The organism is Vibrio sp. 10N.261.51.A4 (assembly GCF_041471945.1).
GTDB classification, from domain to species: domain Bacteria; phylum Pseudomonadota; class Gammaproteobacteria; order Enterobacterales; family Vibrionaceae; genus Vibrio; species Vibrio crassostreae_C.
In genome coordinates this window covers 86,429-109,759 of the sequence record NZ_JBFRPJ010000079.1, presented here as the reverse complement: position 1 = coordinate 109,759, position 23,331 = coordinate 86,429, and the positions used below count along the sequence as shown (strand labels likewise).

Below are 23,331 nucleotides of genomic sequence, written 5' to 3'. Positions count from 1 at the left end.
TTGTGTATAAGAGACAGCCCATGTGGGAGGCTTTCAATTTGACACTTACTTAAGAGTAACTTTACGTCTTAACTAAGTACTTCCCTTACTGTGGAAGTTTTACATCAGATAGGTCTTCGCCTGCACCAATAGCTTTCATTTCGCCAGCTACGATTTCAGCTAGTGGGCCTAGGATAACCTGTAGGTTGTTTTCACCTAGTTTAACCACACCTTTAGCACCAAGTTTCTTAAGAACAACTTCATCTGCAACAGAGCGGTCTTTAAGAGTTAGACGTAGACGAGTGATACAAGCGTCGATTGAAGTTAGGTTGTCGTGACCACCTAGAGCTTTCAGGTATTGACGTGCAAGGTCGCCCTTTGGTGCGTCGCCAGCAGGAGCTGCAACAGCTTCGTCATCATCTTCACGACCTGGCGATTTCAAGTTGAAAGCGCGGATTGCGAAAGAGAAAGTGAAGAAGTATAGAGCACCGAAGCCAAGACCGATTAGTAGTAGTACGAATGGTTTAGTTGCTAGACCCCAGTTCAATACGAAGTCGATAAGACCAGCAGAGAAACCGAAACCGTGCAGAGTACCAAACATGTTAGCAACTACTAGAGACAAACCTGTAAATACAGCGTGCATTGCGTATAGAGCAGGAGCTAGGAATACGAACATGAATTCTAGCGGCTCTGTGATACCTGTTAGGAATGAACAGAATGCAACTGAGAATAGTGCGCCACCAACTTGGCTACGTTTTTCAGCAGGAGCAGCTAGGTACATTGCAAGTGCAGCACCTGGTAGACCGAACATCATTACTGGGAAGAAACCGTTCATGAATACGCCAGCGCCTTTATCGCCGCCGAAGAAACGGTGTAGGTCGCCAGATTTAACTGTTTCAGTTACTTCTTTAACAGTTGCAACAATTTCTGGGTTAACTGAGTTAGCAAATTCAAATGTGTACTCTTGACCAACAACTAAAGTTTTAGCTAGAGCAGGGTCAACACAAAGTTGAGAGAAGCCTTCTGCAGCAACTACGATCTCTTGACAAGAGCCCATACCGAACCAGAAGTACGAGTTCAGTACATGGTGTAGACCTACTGGGATAAGTGCACGGTTAAGAGTACCGTAAACAAATTGACCGATAGCGCCAGACGTTGAAACTGCGTGAGCAAGTGCATCTAGACCAGATTGAACAGCAGGCCATACAACACCAAAGATTGCGCCAGCAACTAGAGCAAATAGACCAGCCATAATAGGAACTAGACGTTTGCCAGAGAAGAATGCTAGCCACTCTGGAAGACGAGTCGCGTGGAATGCATTGTAAGAGTGACCTGCGATGATACCTGCAAAGATACCGCCGAAGAATGACATATTTACACTAGCATCGATGTTTGTTGCGGTTGCTGTCAGAACAAAGTAAGCAACTGCACCAGCAAGACCTGCTGCGCCGTTACCGTCTTTAGAAAGACCAATAGCTATACCCAAACCAAACAATAATGGTAGTTGACTGAAGATTGCGTTACCAGCAGATGCCATGAATGCGATATCGAGTAAGTCTGGTTGACCCAGACGTAGCAGCAATGCCGCAATCGGAAGCGTTGCGATTGGTAGCATTAACGCCTTACCAAGCTTCTGCGCATATCCTAGAATATTCACCAGTTGTTTCCCCCTATAGGATTTTTTAGAATTCGTTTGAGAAACTTATTTTAGTCGCTCAATTTAGTCCTATTCAGTGTATTCAATTAATTTTGCTCCGCAAATTAAAACCTTACCATTTGTGATCCTAATCACCAGTTTTTACCAAATCCAGAGGTTTTTGCTAGCGAGATCATAAAACTTATTTTATCATTCAAAAAAATGAACATTTATGGATAAAATCCAAATCTAATCATTAGGCAAAAAGATGGTAACTCCGGGCTTATAGAGCACCGTGAATAATCATTATTGATGGACCTAAATGTATAATAAAAATCAATTGTTCATATGTTTTTCAACAACTTAAATCGCTTCTCATTTTGAAGCCGTTTGCCCATAAAAGATAAATCGTTACGTAAATGATGCTCGCAAACTAAGTCCGCATTTAGGTAACGAACGAATTTAAAAGATCTCACGAAATAAGGATTAGCTGACTATGTACGCGCTAAGTAACTGTAAAATTTACACTGGTAGTGATGTTCTAACCGATCATGCTGTTGTAATCGAAAACGAACTGATCAAAAAAGTCTGTCCTATCTCTGAATTGCCAGAAGGAATCGAGCTTCGCGACCTAGACGGAGCAAACCTAAGCCCAGGTTTCATTGACCTACAACTGAATGGTTGTGGCGGTGTAATGCTTAACGATGAGATCACTGCAGAAACCATGCAGATCATGCACAAAGCAAACCTGAAATCTGGCTGTACTAGCTTCCTACCAACGCTTATCACCTCTTCAGACGAAGATATGCGTGCGGTTATTACGGCAGCTCGTGAATACCATAACCAGTACCAAAACCAATCTTTAGGTCTGCACCTTGAAGGCCCTTACCTAAACGTTGTGAAAAAAGGCATCCATAGCGTCGATCACATTCGTAAATCTGACAACGAAATGATTGAGCTTATCTGTGAGAACCGTGACCTTGTTGCAAAAGTAACATTGGCTCCAGAGCTTAACGACCCTGAACACATCGAACGCCTGCACAAAGCTGGCGTTGTCGTTTCTATCGGCCACACCAACGCAACTTACGCAGAAGCGCGTCAAGGTTTCGAATCTGGTATCACGTTCGCCACTCACCTGTTCAATGCAATGACGCCGATGGTTGGTCGTGAGCCTGGCGTTGTTGGCGCGATTTACGATACTCCTGAGGTTTACGCTGGCATTATTGCCGACGGCTTCCACGTTGATTACGCAAACATCAGAATTGCGCATAAAATCAAGGGAGAAAAGTTGGTATTAGTGACGGATGCCACAGCTCCTGCAGGTGCTGACATGGAATACTTTATTTTTGTCGGTAAGAAAGTATATTACCGTGATGGTAAGTGTGTTGATGAAAACGGCACACTGGGCGGCTCAGCTCTGACTATGATTGAAGCAGTTCAGAATACAGTTGAGCACGCTGGTATCGCTTTAGACGAAGCTCTTCGCATGGCTACGCTATACCCAGCTACGGCTATCGGTGTAGAAAGCAAGCTAGGTCGAATCAAAAAAGGCATGGTTGCAAACCTAGCTGTATTTGACCGAGACTTTAACGTTAAAGCGACTGTTGTTAACGGACAATACGAGCACAATTAAGTATGAATGGCGGACAAATAGGTAACGTAGACTTAGTTAAACAACTAAACAGTGCGGCGGTATACCGACTTATAGACCAACAGGGGCCTATCAGTCGTATACAAGTGGCTGATGTAAGCCAACTCGCACCGGCAAGTGTTACAAAAATTACCCGCCAACTTTTAGAGCGCGGCCTAATTAAAGAGGTTGCGCAGCAAGCGTCTACTGGCGGTAGACGCGCTATCTCCCTAACCACAGAAGTAGAGCCTTTTCATTCTGTTGCTGTGCGTTTGGGTCGAGACTACATTCAAATAAGCCTGCATGACCTTGGTGGTCGTGAATTGGCTTTCCAACAGCAAGACCTGAATTATTCAGACCAATCAGACCTTACCCAAGGCTTGGTCAATAACCTCAAAGCTTTCATTGCTGAGCATCAACCAAAGATCGATCAACTGATTGCTATTGGTGTCACGCTTCCAGGCTTGGTTAACCCAACGACCGGTGTTGTTGAGTACATGCCGAATACCGACATCGATAACCTCGCATTAAGCGACATTATTCGCGATACATTCCATGTTGCTTGTTTTGTTGGTAACGATGTTCGTGGAATGGCGCTTGCTGAGCACTACTTCGGTGCAAGTAAAGATAGCCAAGATTCTATTTTGGTCAGTGTTCACCGTGGTACAGGTGCAGGTATTATCGTTAATGGTCAGGTTTTCCTAGGTCATAACCGTAATGTGGGTGAAATTGGTCATATCCAAATTGATCCGCTAGGCGAGCAATGCCAATGTGGTAACTTCGGCTGTCTTGAAACAGTAGCGGCAAACCCAGCTATCGTTGAACGCGTGCAGAAGCTGATTAAACAAGGCTATGAGTCTTCTTTAACAGAGCTTGAGCATATTACGATTCAAGACGTTTGTGACCACGCGATTAATGGTGATGAGCTAGCCAAGCAAAGCTTAGTTCGAGTAGGAAACCAGTTAGGTAAGGCTATCGCGATGACGATTAACTTATTTAACCCTCAAAAAGTTATCATTGCTGGTGATATTACCAAGGCACAAGAGATTGTTTTTCCTGCAATTAAGCGCAATGTAGAGAATCAGTCGTTAACGACTTTCCATAGCGGCCTGCCTATTGTAGCATCACAGATCGATAAACATCCTACGATGGGAGCTTTTGCTATGATTAAGCGCGCCATGCTTAACGGCGTGTTACTGCAGAAGCTTCTCGAAGACTAGAGAAAACAATTCTGATTTTCCGCGGGCCGTGTTTGTATAAACACGGCCCGTTTTTTTAAGCTAGGGAACTACAACAACAAGTTATGGAACTTATATTAATATCCACTGCGTTTATCGCAGGATTTATTGCTTTAAAGTGTCACCTTCCCCCATTAGTTGGTTTTTTGGTTGCAGGCTTTGGGCTTTTTGCCTTTGGCTTTGAAACCAATGACACCATCATTACTTTAGCTGACCTTGGTGTCACGCTGCTTCTATTTACTATCGGCTTAAAGCTCGATATCAAAACCCTACTCTCTAAAGAGATCTGGGCTGGCGCGACAATCCACAACCTTTTGTCCACTCTGTTTTTCGCCGTCGCCCTGTTTGGCTTTAAGTTCTTAGGTATTTCATCGCTAGCTGCCATGTCGGTAGAACAGATCGTTCTGCTCGGTTTTGCTCTTTCATTCTCTAGTACTGTATTTGCGGTTAAGACTCTGCAAGAGAAAGGCGAAATGAATGCGACCTACGGAACGTTAGCGATTGGTATATTGGTCATGCAGGATATCTTCGCCGTAGTATTCTTAACGGCTTCTACGGGCAAAATACCTGAGTGGTATGCAATTGCTCTGTTTGCCCTACCCTTATTACGCCCACTGTTCTACAAAGTGCTCGATTGGGTTGGTCACGGTGAGATGCTGGTTCTTTCCGGCATCTTCTTCGCATTAGTCGTCGGTGCTGGTTTATTCCATTTGGTTGGTGTGAAACCAGATTTGGGGGCTCTTGTTCTAGGTATGTTACTTGCTGGTCACCCAAAAGCCTCAGAATTATCAAAGTCGCTGTTTAACCTTAAAGAACTTTTCCTTGTCTGTTTCTTCTTGAATATTGGTCTGTCAGAGCAACCAACCATTCAAGGCTTTATGCTCGCAATCTTGTTCTTGCTGATGCTGCCAGTGAAAGGTGTTCTCTACTTCTTGGTACTCAACCGCTTCAAGTTCCGTGTTCGAACGTCTCTACTTGCCTCGCTATCACTGTTTAACTATAGCGAGTTTGGCCTCATCGTTGGTGGTCTCGCCTTCAAGATGGGTTGGATGTCGGGTGATATCTTAGTTGCCGTTGCCATTGCAGTTTCACTGTCTTTTCTAATCGCTGCTCCTTTAAACCGAGCTGGTCATAAGCTTTATCAGCAGTCAGGTAAATGGCTAAAAGAGCATGCGTCAGAAAAGCTTCACCGACGTGATAAGCGAATTGACCCTGGTCGTGCCCAAGTGCTTATTCTAGGTATGGGCCGAATTGGTACCGGTGCTTATGACGAATTACGTACTCGCTATGGCAAGGTCAGCCTAGGTGTAGAAGTGCGTGAAGAAGCCGCGCACAACCACAGAAGCCAAGGCAGAAACGTGATTTCTGGCGACGCGACTGACCCAGATTTTTGGGAGCGAATTCTAGATACAGCAAACGTAAAGCTGGTGATTTTGGCAATGCCTCACCACCAAGGTAATCAAACCGCTTTAGAACAATTAAAGTCACGTAACTTTAAAGGCCAAATTGCGGCTATTGCTGAATATCCCGATCAACTCGAAACACTGAAAGAGAATGGCGTTGATGCGGCATTTAACATTTACAGCGAGGCTGGTAGTGGTTTTGCTCGCCACGTTTGCGAACAGTTAAATCCAAATATCAATAAAATCTAGTATTAGACAGTGTTCAACTAAACCTCTCAAAACTGCCTATTTATCGCACTTTTGAGAGGTTTTTGTTTAAAAAACCAACCGCAATTAAACATCACACACCAAAAGCACATAAAAATTAGATAATTTCTAACAGAACACCCTTTATATTATTTTTTTGCTCACATCCGGTTGCTTTTTTTAGCCAGAATGGCAAATTGAATGCAGTTGATTTGGAAATTATTTAAAAGGAAGTTCTATGTGTTCAGTATTTGGCATTCTCGACATTAAAAGTGATGCCGCAGCACTTCGCCCTATTGCTTTAGAAATGTCTAAGAAGCTTCGTCACCGTGGTCCAGACTGGTCTGGTATCTATGCTGGTGAAAAAGCAATCCTTGCTCATGAACGTCTTGCTATTGTTGGCTTGAACAGTGGTGCTCAACCACTATACAGTCAAGACAAAAAGCACATTCTTGCAGTAAACGGTGAAATTTATAACCACAAAGAACTTCGTGCACGCTATGAAGATAAGTACCAGTTCCAGACTGATTCTGACTGTGAAGTTATCCTAGCGCTATACCAAGAGATGGGTGCAGACCTTCTAGAAGAGCTTAACGGTATTTTCGCATTCGTTTTATACGACGAAGAGAAAGACGAGTACCTAGTGGGCCGCGACCATATTGGTATCATCCCGCTTTACCAAGGTTACGATGAGCACGGCAACTACTACGTGGCTTCAGAGATGAAAGCATTGGTTGAAGTATGTAAGACGATCAGTGAATTCCCTCCAGGTAGCTTCTACTCTTCGAAAGATGCTGAACCTCAACGCTACTACATCCGCGATTGGAACGAGTACGCTGCGGTACAAGGCAACAGCACAAGCAAAGAAGAACTGACTGAAGCGCTAGAAGCAGCCGTTAAACGTCAACTAATGACTGACGTTCCTTACGGTGTACTTCTATCTGGTGGCCTGGATTCATCAATTACTTCAGCAGTTGCAAAACGCTTTGCGGCAATGCGTATCGAAGATGATGAGCAATCTGAAGCTTGGTGGCCACAACTGCACTCGTTCGCTGTTGGTCTTGAAGGCGCACCAGACCTTATCGCTGCTCGTGAAGTTGCGGACAAGATCGGAACTGTGCACCATGAGATGACTTACACTATTCAGGAAGGCCTAGACGCAATCCGTGACGTTATCTACCATATCGAAACTTACGATGTAACGACGATTCGTGCATCAACGCCAATGTACTTGCTGGCTCGTAAGATCAAAGCGATGGGCATCAAGATGGTACTTTCAGGTGAAGGTGCTGATGAAATCTTTGGTGGTTACCTGTACTTCCATAAAGCGCCAAACGCGAAAGAGTTCCACGAAGAGACAGTACGTAAACTGCTTGCTCTAAGCATGTTCGACTGTGCTCGTGCAAACAAATCGCTAGCGGCATGGGGTGTTGAAGGCCGTGTACCATTCTTGGATAAAGAGTTCATCGATGTCGCAATGCGTCTGAACCCTGAAGATAAGATGTGCGGTAACGGTAAGATGGAGAAACACATCCTGCGTGAGTGTTTTGAAGACTACCTACCAGATTCAATCGCATGGCGTCAAAAAGAGCAGTTCTCTGATGGTGTTGGCTACGATTGGATTGATACATTGAAAGCAACGGCTGAAGCAAAAGTAACGGATCAACAAATGGAAGCTGCTAAGTTCCGTTTCCCTTACAACACGCCAACAACCAAAGAAGGTTATGCTTACCGTGAAATCTTTGAGGAGCTATTCCCTCTAGAATCTGCGGCAGAGTGTGTACCTGGTGGTCCTTCAGTTGCTTGTTCATCAGCGAAAGCGATTGAGTGGGATGAGTCATTCAAAAACTGTGTCGACCCATCAGGCCGTGCAGTACAAGCCGTTCACAACGATGCTTACAACGCTTAGAGCGTTTTGAACAAATCCTAAAGACTAAAAAAGGCGCATTATGCGCCTTTTGTTTTAAGCCTATTTTTATTACTGCAGTTATGCGCGAGCTTGTAGTGCTTCGTTCTCAATACTGATTGGAACGACTTGGCTGATCATTTTCACCAGCATAATCGATCGAGCCTCACCGTCTTTCTGATCGAAAATAGCTTCAACCCCAGCAAATTGGCCACTCTGAATCTTAACTACCTGTCCAGATTCAAACTCAACACAACAATCTTCCACTTCGTTACTGCAGCACTTCTCAAACTCTTTAAGTTCAAACACCAAGTCTCCTTGGACCTCGTGCGGCAGTGAACCGAACTTAATAAAGTCCACAACGCCACGTGTTGAACGAACGGTCGTGAAGCTAGGACCTTGCTCATAGTCGAAGCGAACAAAGATGTAAGACGGAAACAGCGGTTCTTTGACCTGCTTTTCTTTCCCTCTCACCACCTTTTCGACTTCTATTTGAGGGTAAAAGCACTCTACCCCCTGATTCTCTAAGTGCTGCTGAGCGCGTTTTTGATCACCACGCTTACAGTAAAGCAAATACCAACGTTTCATTTGACTAGCCATTTTATATTTTTAGATATTTTACCACATGCCTAAAACGGTTAAATCACCATTAATAAAATGAATCGTTGCTAACGAAAAATAATGCGTAGCAGACCAATTTATCAACAAAAAGTTATAGGTGTCGGAGTGGTTAAGCATTGTACAGAGATCATTTAGAGATCAAAAGACTCATTGTTGTAAGCATATGTATGCCCCACCTAATGCGCATGCCACTCCCTTAAAACTCAAAATGATACACCAGAGCAATATATCTAAAGATTTTAATTCAACACAACTTTAATGAAGGTTATTAACCAACCAACTCAAATCTGGAAAATTAGTTTGCAGCACATCTAAAATGGGCAACATTAAAAATAAAGATATTTAATATCAACATCTTAGTTAAACCAAGTTGTCGTGACCATAAAATAAGTCTATTGCAGACTTTTATCCCACTGTGTATACATGAATGACTATAAAATCTTTTAATACCTAAAATTAGTAAAACTTATGCCAAGCAACCACAACATCTTTGGCCACCCTAGAGGCCTATTTCTACTTTTTAGCACAGAGCTATGGGAACGTTTCTCTTACTATGCGATGCGTGCCATCCTTGTCTTATTTTTGACTGACACTACCCTCAACGGTGGACTGGGTTGGTCAACGAAAGACGCACTCGATCTCTACGGTATTTACACCGGCTTAGTCTACATCACACCATTAATTGGTGGCTGGATTGCCGATAACTACCTAGGTCAGCGTAAATCAATTATGATTGGCGGTGTATTGATGGCACTTGGCCAATTTACAATGGCTCTACCTAACGGCTTCATCGGTTTAGACCAAGTGAACGCGCTGTACCTTGGTTTAGCACTGCTAATCAGTGGTAACGGTATGTTTAAGCCGAACATCTCAACCATGGTTGGCGATCTGTACCAAGAAGGCGATAACCGCCGTGACGGTGCTTTCACCATTTTCTACATGGGCATCAACTTAGGTGCGCTGCTTGGTGGCTTAATTTCAGGTGCTGCTGTCGATTCATTCGGTTGGAAAGCAGGTTTCCTAGCCGCTGGTATTGGTATGGTTATTAGCTTGATCATGCAAGTGACAATGGCTCAGTCTTGGTTGGGCAACATCGGTTCTGTACCTGCTGCTGCAAGAGCGAAAGCACTAAACAAATCTAAAGAAAAAGCGCCACTGACCAAAGAAGAGTTCGACAGACTAAAAGTGATTCTTATCATGGGTCTGTTCGTGATTGTTTTCTGGGCGGGCTTTGAACAAGCTGGCGGCCTAATGAACATCTACACTCAACAATATACTGACCGTATGATTGGTGGCTTTGAAGTTCCTGCTGCGTGGTTCCAATCTTTGAACCCATTCTTCATCATTACACTTGCTCCAATCATTGCTGCGTTCTGGGTGAAACTGGGTAAGCGTGAACCCAACTCTCCTGTTAAGTTTGCAATGGCATTGTTCTTCTTAGCACTGGGCTTTGTGTGCATGATGGGCGCGGTAATGGAGCAAGGCGGTGACCTAACCGTGAAAACATCAATGCTATGGCTAGTCGGTGCTTTCTTCTTCCATACCCTTGGTGAGCTTTGTCTATCGCCTATTGGCCTGTCGTTGGTCACTAAGTTAGCTCCGCTTCGCCTAGCATCATTGATGATGGGTGCATGGTTTGGCTTCAATGCGGTGGCAAACTACGTGGCAGGCCTGGTCGGTTCTCACGTTGGTGAGCTTGGTGCTATGTCAATCTTCAGTGGTATTGCTATCACAGCAACGGTGAGTGCCATATTACTGCTGCTTTGTGCTGGTAAGCTTGTATCATGGATGCATGGTGTAGAAACCAACATGACGCTTGAAGCAGAACCAAAAGCAGAAACTTCGGTCGCTTAATAGCTAGATCGATTTCAAGAAGAAACATCAAGATCAAAAAGGGCTGCTCAATGAGCAGCCCTTTTGTTATCTATTCAATCGCCATATCAGTTAGCGATGAAGCGCCACTAGTTCAGCCATCATGTCGATGTGTGAGTCTCTGTCGTTCAGACACATAATGTAGCTAAAGTCCGAACCACCAGCGTCAATGAACGTCTCTTTACACTGGTCTGAAATCTCTTCCAACGTTTCCAAACAGTCAACCGAAAAGGCAGGTGCCATGATGTCGATCTTCTTGATGCCTTTACTCGGCAGTGACTCAAGTGTCTCGTCAGTGTATGGCTTCAACCACTCTTCTCGACCAAATCGCGATTGGTATGTCATGGTGATATCGTCCGCTAACAAACCTAACTCTGCCGCAAGCAGCTTTGTTGTCGCTTCACAATGCTGAGGGTAGATATCGCCTTCATCAGCCAGTCGCTTCGGAATACCGTGGAAAGAACACACTAAATGATCGGCTCTGCCATTTTTATCCCAATGACTGCGGACGCTTTCAGCCAATGCTTTTGCATAGCTTGGGTGCGCGTAGTAGTCGCGAATAAAGCGATAGCTCGGGATAACTGGCATCTGCTTAAAGGCTTTGGTCAAACCATCAGAAACCGCTGCTGTGGTTGTGCCAGAGTACTGCGGATACAGAGGCAGTACGATGATGTCCTCAACGCCCTGCTCCATCAGTTGCTCAACACCAGTCTTTAGGCTTGGGTTGCCATAGGTCATACCCAGTGCAACAGGCATCTCTAGTTTTTTCTGGAGCTTTTCAGCTTGTCTTTGAGAGTACACAAGCAGTGGTGAGCCCTCATCCATCCAGACAGACTGATACAGCTTAGCAACTTTAGGCGAGCGAATCGGTAAAATCACGCCATGTAATATAGGACACCAAAGCCAACGCGTTAGGTTTACAACTCGCTTGTCGTGTAAGAATTCACTCAAAAATCGACGAACGCCAGCGGGGGTCGCCGCATCTGGCGTTCCTAAGTTCACCAGTAAAACGCCCTGCTTTTTATTATTTTCCATAGATACCTGAGACCAATATGTGATTTTCTGGAAAGTAATATACTAATCTGCATAAGTTTAAGATCATTGCGCCTCAATGAAAGTCTGAATAATCATTCTTCATATGAGATACACAACATCCACTCTCAATTGCTAGCCACTGCCGTCGGGTCTGAACCGTTCTGAATCATGTGCAATCAAGTTATATAGATTGGTATCGTACTAAAAATTGAAACAAAAAAAGCGACCCTTAAGGTCGCTTCCAATATATCAAATTCTAAAACTGGCTGTTAGCCAATTATGCTAGTGCTTTCTCAAGTTCTGCACTAACTTCAGCAACTTGCTTAGTACCGTCAAACTTAAGGTACTGAGTGTTACCTGCTTCAGCTTCTTTACCGTAGTAAGAGATTAGCGGAGCTGTTTGATCGTGGTATACACCTAGACGTGCACGAACTGTTTCTTCTTTGTCGTCATCACGTACCACTAGGTCTTCACCCGTTACGTCATCTTTACCTTCTTCTTTAGGCGGATTGTACACAGTGTGGTATGTACGACCAGAAGGAAGGTGAGCACGACGACCAGCCATACGCTCAACAATCACATCGTCAGCTACGTCAAATTCAACAACGTAATCAACAGCGATGCCCATTTCTTTTAGGCCATCAGCTTGTGGGATTGTGCGTGGGAAACCGTCTAGTAGGAAACCTTTCTCACAGTCATCTTGAGCGATACGCTCTTTGATAAGACCAAGGATAATTTCATCAGAAACTAGCTGACCAGCGTCGATTACTGATTTTGCTTGCTTACCAAGCTCAGTACCCGCTTTGATAGCAGCACGTAGCATGTCACCAGTTGAAATTTGAGGGATACCAAATTTGTTCATGATGAAGTTAGCTTGAGTACCTTTACCCGCGCCAGGAGCACCTAGAAGAATGATGCGCATGTTTAATCCTCTTATAAAATTATGATTTATACCGAAGCTCACTATCCCTCCATTCTTGCTCATTTTTAGGATGAACAGAAAGCGTTAAGTAACCATTGAGGCTAAGCAAAACTGTGAACAGAAGCAAAACGGTAAGTTTCGGTATAACGTTTAAAAATCATACAACTGGAGATAGTCGCTTCTTAGCCCCAGCTGATTAGGTCGAGCATTCTATCACATTAATATTCAATTTGGCTGAATTTACGACTAAAGAATGCATCGACAACATTTGTTATGACGATAACGGTGACGTTGACCACGTTAGGTCAATTTTCAACGACGTTCATAAAAAAAAGCCCGCATTTGCGAGCTTTTTATTGTAATTGTTGGCTTAACCTAAAGTCGAAAGACTAACGCTTTGTTAGTAGCTCGTTGATTGCACCCAAGAATTGTGACGGATCTTCCATTGAGCCCTTTTCAGCCAGCATCGCTTGACCAAGTAGCAACTCAACCCAACGACCAAACGCTTGCTCGTCTGCTTCGTCAGCCATCTGTTTAACCAGTGCGTGCTCAGGGTTAATCTCGAAGATGTACTTCACTTCCGGTGCCGCTTGACCCGCAGCTTCAAGAAGCTTCGCCATTTGCGTGCCCATTTCGAAGTCGTCAGTCACAACAACCGCAGGTGTTGTTGCTAGCTTGAAGGTCGTACGAACTTCTTTAACACGACCACCTAGGTAAGATTGAGTGCGCTCTACAACAGATTTGAACTCTTCTTCTGTCTCTTTTTGCTTCTCTTTCTCTTCTTCACCTTCAAACTTGCTTAGGTCTAAGCCTGCTTTAGTGATCGATTGGAACTGTTTACCGTCGAAGTCAGTCAGGTAGTTCATTACGTACTCATCAATACGATCGTACATTAGAACCACTTCAATACCTTTAGCTTTGAACTGCTCCAAGTGTGGGCTGTTCTTAGCGGCAGCGTAGCTATCTGCTGTCAGGTAGTAAATCTTATCTTGGCCTTCTTTCATGCGCTCAACGTAAGATTCTAGGCTGATGGTTTGTTCAGCAGAATCCACTTCCGTTGACGAGAAACGAAGTAGACCAGCGATCTTCTCTTTGTTCGCCATATCTTCAGCCGGGCCTTCTTTCAATACTAGGCCGAACTCTTTCCAAAACTCTAGGTACTTATCATTGTCATTCTTCGCCATGCGCTCAAGCATAGTCAGTACACGCTTGGTACATGCGCCACGAAGAGACTGAGTTACCTTGTTGTCTTGCAGGATTTCACGAGACACGTTCAATGGCAGATCGTTTGAGTCAATCAAGCCACGAACGAAACGCATGTAAGATGGCATGAACTGCTCTGCGTCATCCATGATGAATACACGCTGCACGTAAAGTTTCAAGCCACTCTTGTGGTCACGGTTCATCATGTCCCAAGGTGCTTTCGCTGGGATGTAAAGCAGGCTTGTGTAATCGTTCTTACCTTCAACCTTGTTGTGGCTCCAGGTTAGTGGATCAGCAAAGTCGTGAGATACGTGTTTGTAAAACTCTTGGTACTCTTCTTTCTCGATATCAGACTTGTTACGAGTCCAAAGTGCTTGCGCCTTGTTGATCTGTTCCCAATGTTTCTCTTCGGTGTCTTTACCTTCGTCATCTTTCACTGCTGTGAAGATAGAAACAGGAATGCCGATGTGGTCAGAATATTTACCAATCACTTCACGCAGACGCCACTCATTTAAGAACTCTTTACCGTCTTCACGCATGTGCAGAACGATGTCAGTACCACGAGACTCTTTAGTGATGTCTTCGATTGTGTAATCGCCTTCACCTGCAGAGTGCCACTGAACAGCTTCATTGTTCGGCAGGCCAGCTGCACGTGTGCGAACCGTTACCGCGTCTGCGACGATGAATGCAGAATAGAAACCCACACCAAATTGACCAATCAGTTGAGAGTCTTTGCTTTGGTCTTCAGACAGCTTTGAGAAAAAATCTGCAGTGCCTGACTTAGCAATCGTACCTAAATGCTCAATAACGTTGTCGCGGCTCATACCGATACCGTTATCAGAAATGGTTAACGTGTTTGCTTCCGCGTTGAAAGAAAGTTTTACACCTAGATCTGCATCACCTTGGTAAAGGTCACCGTTCGATAGAGCTTGAAAACGAAGCTTATCAGCCGCGTCAGATGCGTTAGAGATCAGCTCACGTAGAAAGATTTCTTTATTTGAATACAGTGAGTGAATCATTAGATGAAGTAGTTGTTTTACTTCAGATTGAAAGCCACGAGTCTCTTTATTTTGCGTTGCCGTTTCGCTCATTTTTACTCCAAAACATCTATACTTTATGTTGAATAATCATAGGGGCGTAACACTTGATGCCACTCTTCTGTTCATTAACATGAGGATGACAAATGTAAATTCAAGGTCAAAAATCATAAAAACACTGTTTTTTTTATCTGTTTTTATTATCCTTGAGCCTGATAAATATAAAAGAACATAAAATAAGCCATGATTTGGTGAAGAATTAACGGAACTTCACCTGAGATTTGTCTATTTCGCCCCCCAAAACAATCCAAAATAGAAGAATTCAATGAGTAATATCGGCACAAAGTTTATTCTCGCACAACGGTTCGTATTCGACCCAAACAGCAATTCACTTGTCGATCAAATGAGCGACGGTGAAGTCGTACGTCTTGGTAGCAATGAAAGCCGCATTCTCTTGATGCTGTCAGAAAGGCCTAATGAAGTTATCACTCGTAATGAATTGCATGAGTATGTTTGGCGAGACCAAGGCTTTGAGGTGGATGACTCAAGCTTAACGCAAGCCGTATCGACTCTGAGAAAGATGCTCAAAGACTCGACTAAATCTCCTGAATTCGTAAAGACAGTACCGAAGCGCGGTTACCAATTTATTGCGACCGTTGAGCGCTCTGCGCCACTGTCATCAAATGATCAGCCAGTAGCCGCTGAAATTGCAGAAAATGACGTTGAACCTATCCTAACGTTTGCAACGCCTGCAGCGACTGAACAAACAATCACTGACACATTTGAACCTGAGCCAATTACAAAAGTTCAACAAACTAAAGTGGCAGTAGAACCAGCAACCGCTCCTGTTGTAGCTCCGGCTAAAAGCACCAATAAATGGTTAACATTTTGGTTACTGCTTGCCGCTTTCATCATGCCGATTCTCGTTTTAACGTTTACTACCCCGGTGGAGTCCGAGTTCACGGTTTTGACTGAAGTGGATGGTGTAAAGGTTCAATCACCGGTTAACCACCCAGACCTCAGCAGTTGGCTGCCAGCAATAGAAAAGTGTGTATTAAGTTACAACACGAGTCACACTGGTGTGTTAAAGCCGGCTGAAGTGATCGCTACAGGAGGACAAACCAATAACCTTGCCCTCAATTACATTCACCCGCAAGATTACTCGAGCGAAAATGTAACCCTAAGAATTTACGCAAACCAGTCGGATGTAAACGACATTTGTAACGGTGGTAAGTAACATGAAATTAAAAGTATCGATTATCTTACTGGTTCTATCGGCATTTTTGAGTGGTTGGCTATATTGGAGCAGCAATGCAAAAGTAGAGCGCTTGCTCACTCAGCATGAATGGCAGTCGAGAATGGTGACGCTGATTAGCGATAACAAGCAAGCTGACTCAATAGGCCCACTTCGTAGAGTTGAACTATCATCGAATGCGAAATACCTACCAAATGGTACATATTTAAGAATGTCAGTGGTTAGACTTTACGGTAATCAAACTGAGCCTGCGAATGTCATCAACATCTCTGAAACGGGTCAGTGGGATATTAACGATAACTACTTACTGATTTCGCCAACGGAGTTTAAAGATGTGACCTCGGCTCAGCGCCAAGACTTTTCAGAAGAACAGCTAGAGCTGATCACTCAAGTCATTAAGATGGACGCAGAGCAAAGCCGCCGCATAGATATTGTTAACCCGAAGGCACTGCTACTGACTAGCTTAAATCATGGTTCTACCGTATTGTTTTCAAACTAAGATTGGATCGCTATTTACTGTTTATGAATAGCTGAATACCATGAAACGGTAAACCAATAGAAAAAAGGGGCATGAAGCCCCTTTTTTGTTAGCCGCTGGTATCAAATTACGGATGTAGCATTTTAAGGATTAACCATGAAAACGGAACAACCTAATCTGGCGCCAGCGAAAGAGACAGCAACAAAAGCCACAATCGCGATACACTATTGCCGTCAATGCAATTGGATGCTTCGCTCTAGTTGGTTATGCCAAGAGCTACTGCATACCTTCAGCGAAGAAATTGAACAAGTGAGCTTACACCCAGACACAGGAGGCAGGTTCGAAATCTTTTGTAATGGTGTGCAGATTTGGGAAAGAAAAGCAGATGACGGTTTTCCAGAGGCGAAAGTTCTGAAGCAAAGAGTACGAAACATCATTGCTCCAGACAGAGATCTCGGCCACGTGGACTCAAAATAAGCCTTTCACAGCCGATCCAATGAGTTAAAGCTGACCACTCACGAGAACATCACCTTCAAGGCTAATGACTTTGAAGGTATTGTTTTCATAGATGCCATAGCTTGCCGCGTGTCCCTCTCGTGGGAATGTCACCGAGCTAGGGTTAAAGATAAAGATGTCATCTTGGTATTCGGCGACAGGAATATGGGTATGACCGTGTGCAATGATATCGCCCGCCTTCAACGCAGGGCGTTTATTGGTGTTGTACAAATGGCCATGCGTTAGGAAGATACGCTGGCCTGATTCTAATAGCACCCACGAGTAATCCATCATCATTGGAAAAGACAACAACATCTGATCCACTTCGCTATCGCAGTTACCACGAACAGCAATGATCTCTTGAGAAAACGCATTCAACTTATCTGCAACCGCCGGCGGGTTATACCCTTCTGGGATCGGGTTTCTTGGTCCATGATTCAGAATGTCACCCAATAGAACTAAATATTGCGCACCAGACGCTTGGTAGAGTTCTAATACCTTTTCTGTTGCTGGCAGCGAACCGTGTAGGTCTGAAGCAAAAAATAATTTCACACGTACTTCTCCATAAAATTTATGAGCCTATTGTACGTATCTAAATGCTACACGTCATCTCTCGCCATACCGTTGATCACGATATTATTGTAACTAACCATACCGACTATCTTGTTATCACGAACTACTGGCGCACGACTGATACCAAAGCGTTCAAACAGGCGAGCGCAATACTTTACGTTCATCTCAGCAGACACGCTTAGCGCTGGCTTGGTCATGATCTCATAAACATTGGTTCGCTTTGGAGATCGGTTCTTAGCCAGTACTTTCTTGGCAATGTCATTCATCAATACGATGCCGTATTCGTCATCTTCGTGGCGTTTATCGACAATGATTGCCTTCACTTTGTGCTTTTTAGCCATCTCTATCGCTTCTAACACCGTGGTTAGCCCATCGATAATCACATACGTATTGGCCATGACATCGCCTACTCGGATCTTTTCACTGGTACTCATAGCTCATCCTCCACAACCTTTGTTAACGTCTCGACTTGATGCGCAACCCCGACTGCGTCTTCGATATCGATCTGCACCGCTATACCTTGTCCTGACTCCTGGTCAAACTCACCGACTTCGCCAATAGTTTCAAGAATATGCCTCGCTAAGTGTTCCTCAACCACAAACAGCAACACATCTTTTTGTACCTCTAGCGTTAGGCCAAAGAAGGTGGTTTTTTGGTTTAAGCCTTGCCCTCTGGCGTTGTTAATCACCGTTGCTCCAGTCGCGCCCGCATCACGCGCGGCATCGAGCACAGTGTCGGTCTTGCTCTCTTCTACAAACGCTAAGATAAGTTTAAAGCGCATCTTTGCTCTCCTTAGAGATGTGTAAACGGTTTAACCATTGTGTTATTTGGGCATAGCCCATCACTGAAATGATGGGAAATAAGCTGGCAAAGGCGATCAACCCAAAGCCATCAATAACAGGGTTTCTTCCTGGTACGGTTGAAGCGAGTCCAAGCCCGAGCGCCGTCACTAAAGGGACTGTCACCGTTGATGTAGTGACGCCACCCGAATCGTAGGCCAATGGAATAATGAGTTTTGGGGCGTAAAAGGTTTGAATGACCACGACGACATAACCAAAAATGATGTAGTAGTGGATCGGGTCACCCGCAACGATACGGTAGCTGCCCAGTGAGATACCGATAGCAACGCCCAATGCCACGGCGATCCTCAGCCCATTGACGCTGATACTGCCACCGGAAACTTGGTTCGCCTTAATCGCTACAGCAATCAAAGAGGGCTCGGCTATCGTGGTGCTGAAACCAATACAAAACGCGAAAAGATAGACCCAGTAATAATCAAACCAAGCCAAAGCAAGACCAGAACTGATCTTAAACTCAGTCAAAAAACTTGGCTCGGTGAGTTGCATTGCCATCGTCTCCCCTAGAGGGAATAACGCGAGTTCCAATCCCATCAAAAAGAGTGATAAGCCAAGAATGACGTAGAAGAAACCGATCAGCACTTTGGCTAGGTTATTGACTGGCTTTCGTAATACCGCCAACTGAAAACCGAAGATGATGATCGCAATCGGGATCACATCCATCACAGTGCCGAGAAAGGTGTCGATAAATTGTTGAACACTGATCATGTCACCACCATCCCGTACACCATGACAAACATCATCGGCAGCAACGAAGCAAACGCGATCAACCCAAAACCATCTATCATCGGATTACGCCCTTTAATTGCCGAGGCTAAACCCACCCCTAACGCAGTTACTAATGGGACGGTGATCGTCGATGTCGTTACTCCACCAGAGTCATACGCAATTCCAATGATGTTTTCCGGAGCAAATGCAGTGAGCACGACCACTCCAATATATCCACCGATGATCATGTACTGGATTGGCCAACCTTTTAAGATTCTCAGCACACCGAGTAAAATAGCGATACCGACTGACAGTGCCACAGTAAAGCGCAGGCCATTGGCATACTGCTCCATTTCATCTAACGTATTGGGGATTACACCTCCCTCAGCTGCCACTTCTGCGGCTTCGGCAGCGACTGCGGTTAACGCTGGCTCGGCTATGGTAGTACCAAAACCCAAACAAAAAGCGAAGATCAATAACCAGAACACACTCCCCTTTCTGGCAAATGCTTGAGCCATCGATTCGCCAATTGGAAACAACCCCATTTCAAGGCCAAAGATAAAGAAAGTGAGTCCAAAAACGACGAGCACTAAGCCAGTCAGAATAGATAAAAGATGAGGAAGTGGCTCTTGTAAGACAGCAAGCTGGAAGAAAGCGATTACCGCCACGATTGGCAATAGATCCCTCAGGCTACCTAACATGGATCGAAACAAAGCAAGCACCGCCGTCATCGCAATTCCTTGTCGCTGATTATGAATTAATAATAATCATGGCAAATCCTTATCATTGCTTATGTGACAAATATTACGCAGTTGGTAACATATCCGAGTAAAGTGCATAAGTGTGATGACGGTACACATCCTGACTTGATGAATTTAATTTCACTCCTTTGTAAATTGAAAAAGGCGTAATTTGGGCATCACACGATTGAAACCTTATGATCGTTATAGTGATTTTTTCGTATTGATTGGCGACTAAAAACAAGCCATGTCTATAATTATGTTTAATAGGGAGATTAGTATGAAGATATTGTTAACGGGTGGTACTGGATTTATTGGCTCTGAATTGGTCAAGAGTTGGAACACTGACGACGTGACATTGCTGACGCGGAGTCCTGAAAATGCGAAGCAAAACCTAAATCACCTCAACCAGAACAACCTTCATTACATTCAATCCCTTGATGAGCTCAGTGATCTCAATGACTTTGATGTGGTGGTCAACCTCGCGGGTGAACCGATTGCCGATAAGCGTTGGAGTACAGAGCAAAAAGAGAGGATCTGTAACAGCCGCTGGCACATCACTGAAAAGCTGGTCGAATTAATTCATGCCAGTAACAACCCGCCACACGCTTTTATTAGCGGTTCAGCCGTCGGCTACTATGGCGATCAACAGCAGCACCCATTTGACGAGTCACTGCAAGTAGAAGATGAAAGCTTTCCTCATAAAGTCTGTGCCCACTGGGAAGAGATAGCCAAGAGAGCACAATCAGAAAGCACACGCGTGATACTACTGCGAACAGGGGTTGTACTTGGCGAGAATGGCGGCGCACTCAAGAAGATGCTATTGCCTTATAAGCTCGGCGTCGGTGGTCCACTAGGTTCAGGTGACCAGTACATGCCATGGATTCACATTCTCGATATGGTGAGAGCCATCAATCACTTGTTGTCTATCCCTCACGCTCAAGGGGAATTCAATATGTGTGCCCCTCACCCTGTGACCAACAAACTGTTCAGCAGCACGTTAGCGAAACAATTAGGCCGACCGCATTTCTTATTCACGCCGAAATGGGCAATGTCGATTCTCATGGGGGAATCATCTTGTTTGCTATTTGACAGCATTCGCTCCAAGCCGAAGAAACTCACTGAGATGGGATTCATCTTTAGTTACTCAAGAATCGAGCCAGCACTAAAAAACTTGTTACAACATCAAGACTAATTCTTTACCCTAGAGCGATAGAGACTCTAATAAAGGATTAAGTGTGAACAAGTCGATTCTGATTACCGGTTGCTCAACAGGTATTGGCTATACATGTGCTCATGCACTTCAAAAGCGTGGTTTTCATGTCATTGCATCTTGTCGTGATCCACAAGATGTTCAACGCCTTCAAGATGAAGGCCTCACCTGTATTCAATTAGATCTTTCCAACCAAGAAAGTATTGAGCATGGCGCCAAGCTTGCTATTGATCTCGCACCTAATGGATTGTATGGATTATTCAATAACGGTGCTTACGGTCAAGCAGGGGCACTAGAAGACTTACCGACCCAAGGACTCAGAGAACAATTCGAAACCAACTTCTTTGGTTGGCATCATCTCGTCTGTCAGATCCTTCCGCACATGCGCGAGCGTGGCGAAGGTCGAATCGTACAAAACAGTTCCGTATTAGGTTTTGCAGCCATGAAGTATCGTGGTGCTTATAATGCTTCTAAATTCGCGATTGAGGGTTGGACAGATACCTTACGATTAGAACTGCATGGCAGCGGTATACAGATCTCATTACTGCAACCAGGGCCAATTGAGACTCAATTTAGAACCAATGCCTTGAAAGCGTTCAATAAATGGATCAACATTTCTGGCAGCGCCCACCAAGACGCTTACCAACAACAAAAAGATCGACTCGAAAAAGAATCATCGAATAACGCTTTTGTCCTGCCTCCAGAAAGTTGTATTGAGCCGGTATTCCATGCTCTCACCGCCGACAAACCCAAGCTAAGATACCGAGTTACGACCCCGACTAAAGTGTTCGCGGTATTGAAAAGGATTCTACCGAGTCGCTTGCTAGACCCTATTTTGAGAAAAGCTGCATAAATTACTAACTTTGAATGCAGAGTCGCAAACTTTAATGTAACGATGTAATTTTTCCGTAACAATAAGATGTCATGATTATCCTATCCCATCAGTTATTCCCAATTGATGGTTCTACTCTGGAAATCTCATGACTTTAAACCGCCTTAATTGGGTAGGTGTGGGTCTGGCGATTACGTTGTTTATTCTGTTTTGAGTATCTCACGCAACGCCTCACTGACTACCTCGATGATAACGCTATGCCTTCCATGTTGAGATAACAATTATATCAACATCGAAGCATAGCGTTTTTCTATTTTTGGTTCTTTTTATCCGAGATAACCGAGTTAGATCTTGAAGTTACCGACTAATCCCCCCATATTTGCAACGTATCCACAAAACAAACCTCAAGGAACGTAAATGCAATCTCCGCATATTGTTGAACTTAATGAGCAGAACTTTCGTCAAGTATTAGAAGGTTCGATGCAGACCCCTGTACTCATCCATTTTTGGGCACCAATGAGCCAAGAGAGCGCCCAAGTCATTCCTGAACTGCAAACTTTAACTCAGCAATACAACGGTGCCTTCACCTTAGCCCTGCTCAATTGCGAACAAGAGCAAGCTATTGCTAGCCAGTTTGGTGTTCAAGCACTGCCCACTATTGCACTGTTTGTTAATGGTCAGCCAGTCGATGGGCTCGGTGGCCCTCAAAGCACAGAAGCTATTGTCGATATGCTCAGCAAACACCTTCCTAGCCAAGATGAACTTGCTTTACGTCAGGCTCTTGAGCAAATGCAAGCTGGCGAGCACACACAGGCACTAGCAGCAATGCAGCAACTTCCAGCAGAGCTGACGAATAAAGGTGAAGTAAAACTGGCGATCGCAGAGTGTTTGTTAGAAACGCAACAATTTGACCTTGCTGAAACTCAGCTAGCAACTATCCCTCTTGAGTACCAAGACAACTACTACAAAGGCTTAGTTGCAAAGCTTGAACTTCATAAACAAGCAGCAGACAGCCCTGAAATACAAGCATTAGAAGCAGCTCTTCAGCAAAATCCGAGCGACGCTAAAACAGCATCTGAATTAGCATTGCAATATCACCAAGTGAACCGCAGTGAAGAAGCTATGGATCTATTATGGTCTTTCCTAGCCAAAGATCTTAATGCTCTCGATGGTGATATGAAGAAAGAGTTCATGGACATCTTGAGTGCGCTTGGACAAGGTAACCCAGTTGCCAGTAAGTACCGTCGACAACTGTACTCTCTGCTTTACTAGTTAAACCTAAAAAGCCGTAGATTAAACATCGAAAATTGACAATTCAATCAATTAGTTTATCGCATAATAGAATGTAAAATGGGCCATAAAATCAATATTTTATGGCCCATTTCTCGTTTATAAATTTGCTCAGAATTTAAATATGAGCCAGTATCAATACTGAACTATCAAAAACTCAAA

Annotated in this window: 21 protein-coding genes; 11 read left to right on the top strand and 10 right to left on the bottom strand. The window is 44.2% G+C overall.

The annotated features are described in order from the left end of the window. Nucleotides 1-85: 85 nt before the first annotated feature. A complete protein-coding gene (nagE, locus tag AB4384_RS17640) occupies nt 86-1,636 on the bottom strand; it encodes an N-acetylglucosamine-specific PTS transporter subunit IIBC (RefSeq protein WP_032546287.1) in 1,551 nt (516 codons plus the stop codon). A gap of 475 nt (nt 1,637-2,111) precedes the next feature. Here nagE and nagA point away from each other — a divergent pair, with 475 nt between their 5' ends. The 4 genes from nagA (at nt 2,112) to asnB (ending at nt 8,041) form a co-directional block, all read left to right on the top strand. Further along, nucleotides 2,112-3,248, top strand: coding sequence for an N-acetylglucosamine-6-phosphate deacetylase (gene nagA, locus AB4384_RS17635; protein ID WP_137001203.1), 1,137 nt, complete (start codon nt 2,112-2,114; stop codon nt 3,246-3,248). A gap of 2 nt (nt 3,249-3,250) precedes the next feature. Further along, entirely contained in the window at nt 3,251-4,465 is a 1,215-nt protein-coding gene (locus AB4384_RS17630) for an ROK family protein (RefSeq protein WP_017062194.1), read from the top strand. Between the two features lie 83 nt (nt 4,466-4,548). Beyond that, nucleotides 4,549-6,135: a cation:proton antiporter family protein gene (locus AB4384_RS17625; RefSeq protein WP_017062195.1), complete on the top strand. Its 1,587-nt coding sequence runs from the start codon at nt 4,549-4,551 to the stop codon at nt 6,133-6,135. Between the two features lie 235 nt (nt 6,136-6,370). Beyond that, nucleotides 6,371-8,041 (top strand): asparagine synthase B, encoded by a 1,671-nt coding sequence (gene asnB, locus AB4384_RS17620; RefSeq protein ID WP_017062196.1) that lies wholly within the window; start codon nt 6,371-6,373, stop codon nt 8,039-8,041. A 78-nt stretch (nt 8,042-8,119) separates the two neighbouring features. On the opposite strand, the gene rfaH is transcribed toward asnB, so the two are convergent. Beyond that, nucleotides 8,120-8,626 carry a transcription/translation regulatory transformer protein RfaH gene (rfaH, locus tag AB4384_RS17615; RefSeq protein WP_017068990.1) on the bottom strand — a complete coding sequence of 169 codons (507 nt, stop codon included), beginning with the start codon at nt 8,624-8,626 and terminating at the stop codon, nt 8,120-8,122. 501 nt (nt 8,627-9,127) lie between these two features. Between rfaH and AB4384_RS17610 the strand changes: the two genes are divergently transcribed. Next, on the top strand, nt 9,128-10,513 hold the full coding sequence (locus AB4384_RS17610; RefSeq protein WP_102393253.1) for a peptide MFS transporter: 1,386 nt from the start codon (nt 9,128-9,130) through the stop codon (nt 10,511-10,513). Between the two features lie 90 nt (nt 10,514-10,603). Here the strand turns inward: AB4384_RS17610 and hemH are convergent, their stop codons facing one another. The 3 genes from hemH to htpG all read right to left on the bottom strand — a co-directional run bounded on the left by hemH (nt 10,604) and on the right by htpG (nt 14,782). Further along, nucleotides 10,604-11,566: a ferrochelatase gene (gene hemH, locus AB4384_RS17605; protein WP_017068992.1), complete on the bottom strand. Its 963-nt coding sequence runs from the start codon at nt 11,564-11,566 to the stop codon at nt 10,604-10,606. A 277-nt stretch (nt 11,567-11,843) separates the two neighbouring features. Further along, on the bottom strand, nt 11,844-12,488 hold the full coding sequence (adk, locus tag AB4384_RS17600; protein WP_017062200.1) for an adenylate kinase: 645 nt from the start codon (nt 12,486-12,488) through the stop codon (nt 11,844-11,846). Between the two features lie 389 nt (nt 12,489-12,877). Next, nucleotides 12,878-14,782: a molecular chaperone HtpG gene (gene htpG, locus AB4384_RS17595; RefSeq protein WP_017062201.1), complete on the bottom strand. Its 1,905-nt coding sequence runs from the start codon at nt 14,780-14,782 to the stop codon at nt 12,878-12,880. A gap of 271 nt (nt 14,783-15,053) precedes the next feature. Between htpG and AB4384_RS17590 the strand changes: the two genes are divergently transcribed. The 3 genes from AB4384_RS17590 (at nt 15,054) to AB4384_RS17580 (ending at nt 16,938) form a co-directional block, all read left to right on the top strand. After that, entirely contained in the window at nt 15,054-15,965 is a 912-nt protein-coding gene (locus tag AB4384_RS17590) for a transcriptional regulator (RefSeq protein WP_372129881.1), read from the top strand. A 1-nt stretch (nt 15,966) separates the two neighbouring features. Next, nucleotides 15,967-16,482, top strand: a complete 516-nt coding sequence (locus AB4384_RS17585) for a regulatory protein ToxS (RefSeq protein ID WP_102393250.1) — start codon at nt 15,967-15,969, stop codon at nt 16,480-16,482. 135 nt (nt 16,483-16,617) lie between these two features. Continuing rightward, nucleotides 16,618-16,938 carry a SelT/SelW/SelH family protein gene (locus AB4384_RS17580; protein WP_017062204.1) on the top strand — a complete coding sequence of 107 codons (321 nt, stop codon included), beginning with the start codon at nt 16,618-16,620 and terminating at the stop codon, nt 16,936-16,938. Between the two features lie 24 nt (nt 16,939-16,962). Here AB4384_RS17580 and yfcE read toward each other — a convergent pair whose 3' ends face one another. The 5 genes from yfcE to AB4384_RS17555 are packed head-to-tail and all read right to left on the bottom strand — an operon-like array spanning nt 16,963 to nt 19,825. Then, a complete protein-coding gene (yfcE, locus tag AB4384_RS17575; protein WP_017068995.1) occupies nt 16,963-17,508 on the bottom strand; it encodes a phosphodiesterase in 546 nt (181 codons plus the stop codon). 47 nt (nt 17,509-17,555) lie between these two features. Beyond that, nucleotides 17,556-17,963, bottom strand: coding sequence for a CBS domain-containing protein (locus tag AB4384_RS17570; RefSeq protein ID WP_017062206.1), 408 nt, complete (start codon nt 17,961-17,963; stop codon nt 17,556-17,558). Further along, complete coding sequence (locus tag AB4384_RS17565; protein WP_017062207.1) at nt 17,960-18,310, bottom strand: P-II family nitrogen regulator; 351 nt, start codon at nt 18,308-18,310, stop codon at nt 17,960-17,962. Before AB4384_RS17565 ends, AB4384_RS17570 begins: the two co-directional genes overlap by 4 nt. Further along, a complete protein-coding gene (locus AB4384_RS17560; protein ID WP_372129880.1) occupies nt 18,300-19,094 on the bottom strand; it encodes a DUF1538 domain-containing protein in 795 nt (264 codons plus the stop codon). Before AB4384_RS17560 ends, AB4384_RS17565 begins: the two co-directional genes overlap by 11 nt. After that, on the bottom strand, nt 19,091-19,825 hold the full coding sequence (locus tag AB4384_RS17555; RefSeq protein WP_017072437.1) for a DUF1538 domain-containing protein: 735 nt from the start codon (nt 19,823-19,825) through the stop codon (nt 19,091-19,093). The genes AB4384_RS17560 and AB4384_RS17555 overlap by 4 nt, the downstream gene beginning before the upstream one ends. Before the next feature lie 289 nt (nt 19,826-20,114). On the opposite strand from AB4384_RS17555, the gene AB4384_RS17550 reads away from it, so the two are divergent. The 3 genes from AB4384_RS17550 to AB4384_RS17540 all read left to right on the top strand — a co-directional run bounded on the left by AB4384_RS17550 (nt 20,115) and on the right by AB4384_RS17540 (nt 23,151). Continuing rightward, on the top strand, nt 20,115-21,029 hold the full coding sequence (locus AB4384_RS17550) for a TIGR01777 family oxidoreductase (protein ID WP_017061922.1): 915 nt from the start codon (nt 20,115-20,117) through the stop codon (nt 21,027-21,029). Between the two features lie 43 nt (nt 21,030-21,072). Further along, nucleotides 21,073-21,900 carry an SDR family oxidoreductase gene (locus tag AB4384_RS17545; protein WP_017061923.1) on the top strand — a complete coding sequence of 276 codons (828 nt, stop codon included), beginning with the start codon at nt 21,073-21,075 and terminating at the stop codon, nt 21,898-21,900. 396 nt (nt 21,901-22,296) lie between these two features. Next, entirely contained in the window at nt 22,297-23,151 is an 855-nt protein-coding gene (locus AB4384_RS17540) for a co-chaperone YbbN (protein WP_372129879.1), read from the top strand. Nucleotides 23,152-23,331: the final 180 nt, after the last annotated feature.

Bases quoted from the DNA above. Each gene is read 5' to 3' on its own strand.
- nagA (WP_137001203.1), top strand. From the start codon at position 2,112: ATGTACGCGCTAAGTAACTGTAAAATTTACACTGGTAGTGATGTTCTA.
- AB4384_RS17630 (WP_017062194.1), top strand. From the start codon at position 3,251: ATGAATGGCGGACAAATAGGTAACGTAGACTTAGTTAAACAACTAAAC.
- AB4384_RS17625 (WP_017062195.1), top strand. From the start codon at position 4,549: ATGGAACTTATATTAATATCCACTGCGTTTATCGCAGGATTTATTGCT.
- asnB (WP_017062196.1), top strand. From the start codon at position 6,371: ATGTGTTCAGTATTTGGCATTCTCGACATTAAAAGTGATGCCGCAGCA.
- rfaH (WP_017068990.1), bottom strand. From the start codon at position 8,626: ATGAAACGTTGGTATTTGCTTTACTGTAAGCGTGGTGATCAAAAACGC.
- AB4384_RS17610 (WP_102393253.1), top strand. From the start codon at position 9,128: ATGCCAAGCAACCACAACATCTTTGGCCACCCTAGAGGCCTATTTCTA.
- hemH (WP_017068992.1), bottom strand. From the start codon at position 11,566: ATGGAAAATAATAAAAAGCAGGGCGTTTTACTGGTGAACTTAGGAACG.
- adk (WP_017062200.1), bottom strand. From the start codon at position 12,488: ATGCGCATCATTCTTCTAGGTGCTCCTGGCGCGGGTAAAGGTACTCAA.
- htpG (WP_017062201.1), bottom strand. From the start codon at position 14,782: ATGAGCGAAACGGCAACGCAAAATAAAGAGACTCGTGGCTTTCAATCT.
- AB4384_RS17590 (WP_372129881.1), top strand. From the start codon at position 15,054: ATGAGTAATATCGGCACAAAGTTTATTCTCGCACAACGGTTCGTATTC.
- AB4384_RS17585 (WP_102393250.1), top strand. From the start codon at position 15,967: ATGAAATTAAAAGTATCGATTATCTTACTGGTTCTATCGGCATTTTTG.
- AB4384_RS17580 (WP_017062204.1), top strand. From the start codon at position 16,618: ATGAAAACGGAACAACCTAATCTGGCGCCAGCGAAAGAGACAGCAACA.
- AB4384_RS17570 (WP_017062206.1), bottom strand. From the start codon at position 17,963: ATGAGTACCAGTGAAAAGATCCGAGTAGGCGATGTCATGGCCAATACG.
- AB4384_RS17565 (WP_017062207.1), bottom strand. From the start codon at position 18,310: ATGCGCTTTAAACTTATCTTAGCGTTTGTAGAAGAGAGCAAGACCGAC.
- AB4384_RS17560 (WP_372129880.1), bottom strand. From the start codon at position 19,094: ATGATCAGTGTTCAACAATTTATCGACACCTTTCTCGGCACTGTGATG.
- AB4384_RS17555 (WP_017072437.1), bottom strand. From the start codon at position 19,825: ATGACGGCGGTGCTTGCTTTGTTTCGATCCATGTTAGGTAGCCTGAGG.
- AB4384_RS17550 (WP_017061922.1), top strand. From the start codon at position 20,115: ATGAAGATATTGTTAACGGGTGGTACTGGATTTATTGGCTCTGAATTG.
- AB4384_RS17540 (WP_372129879.1), top strand. From the start codon at position 22,297: ATGCAATCTCCGCATATTGTTGAACTTAATGAGCAGAACTTTCGTCAA.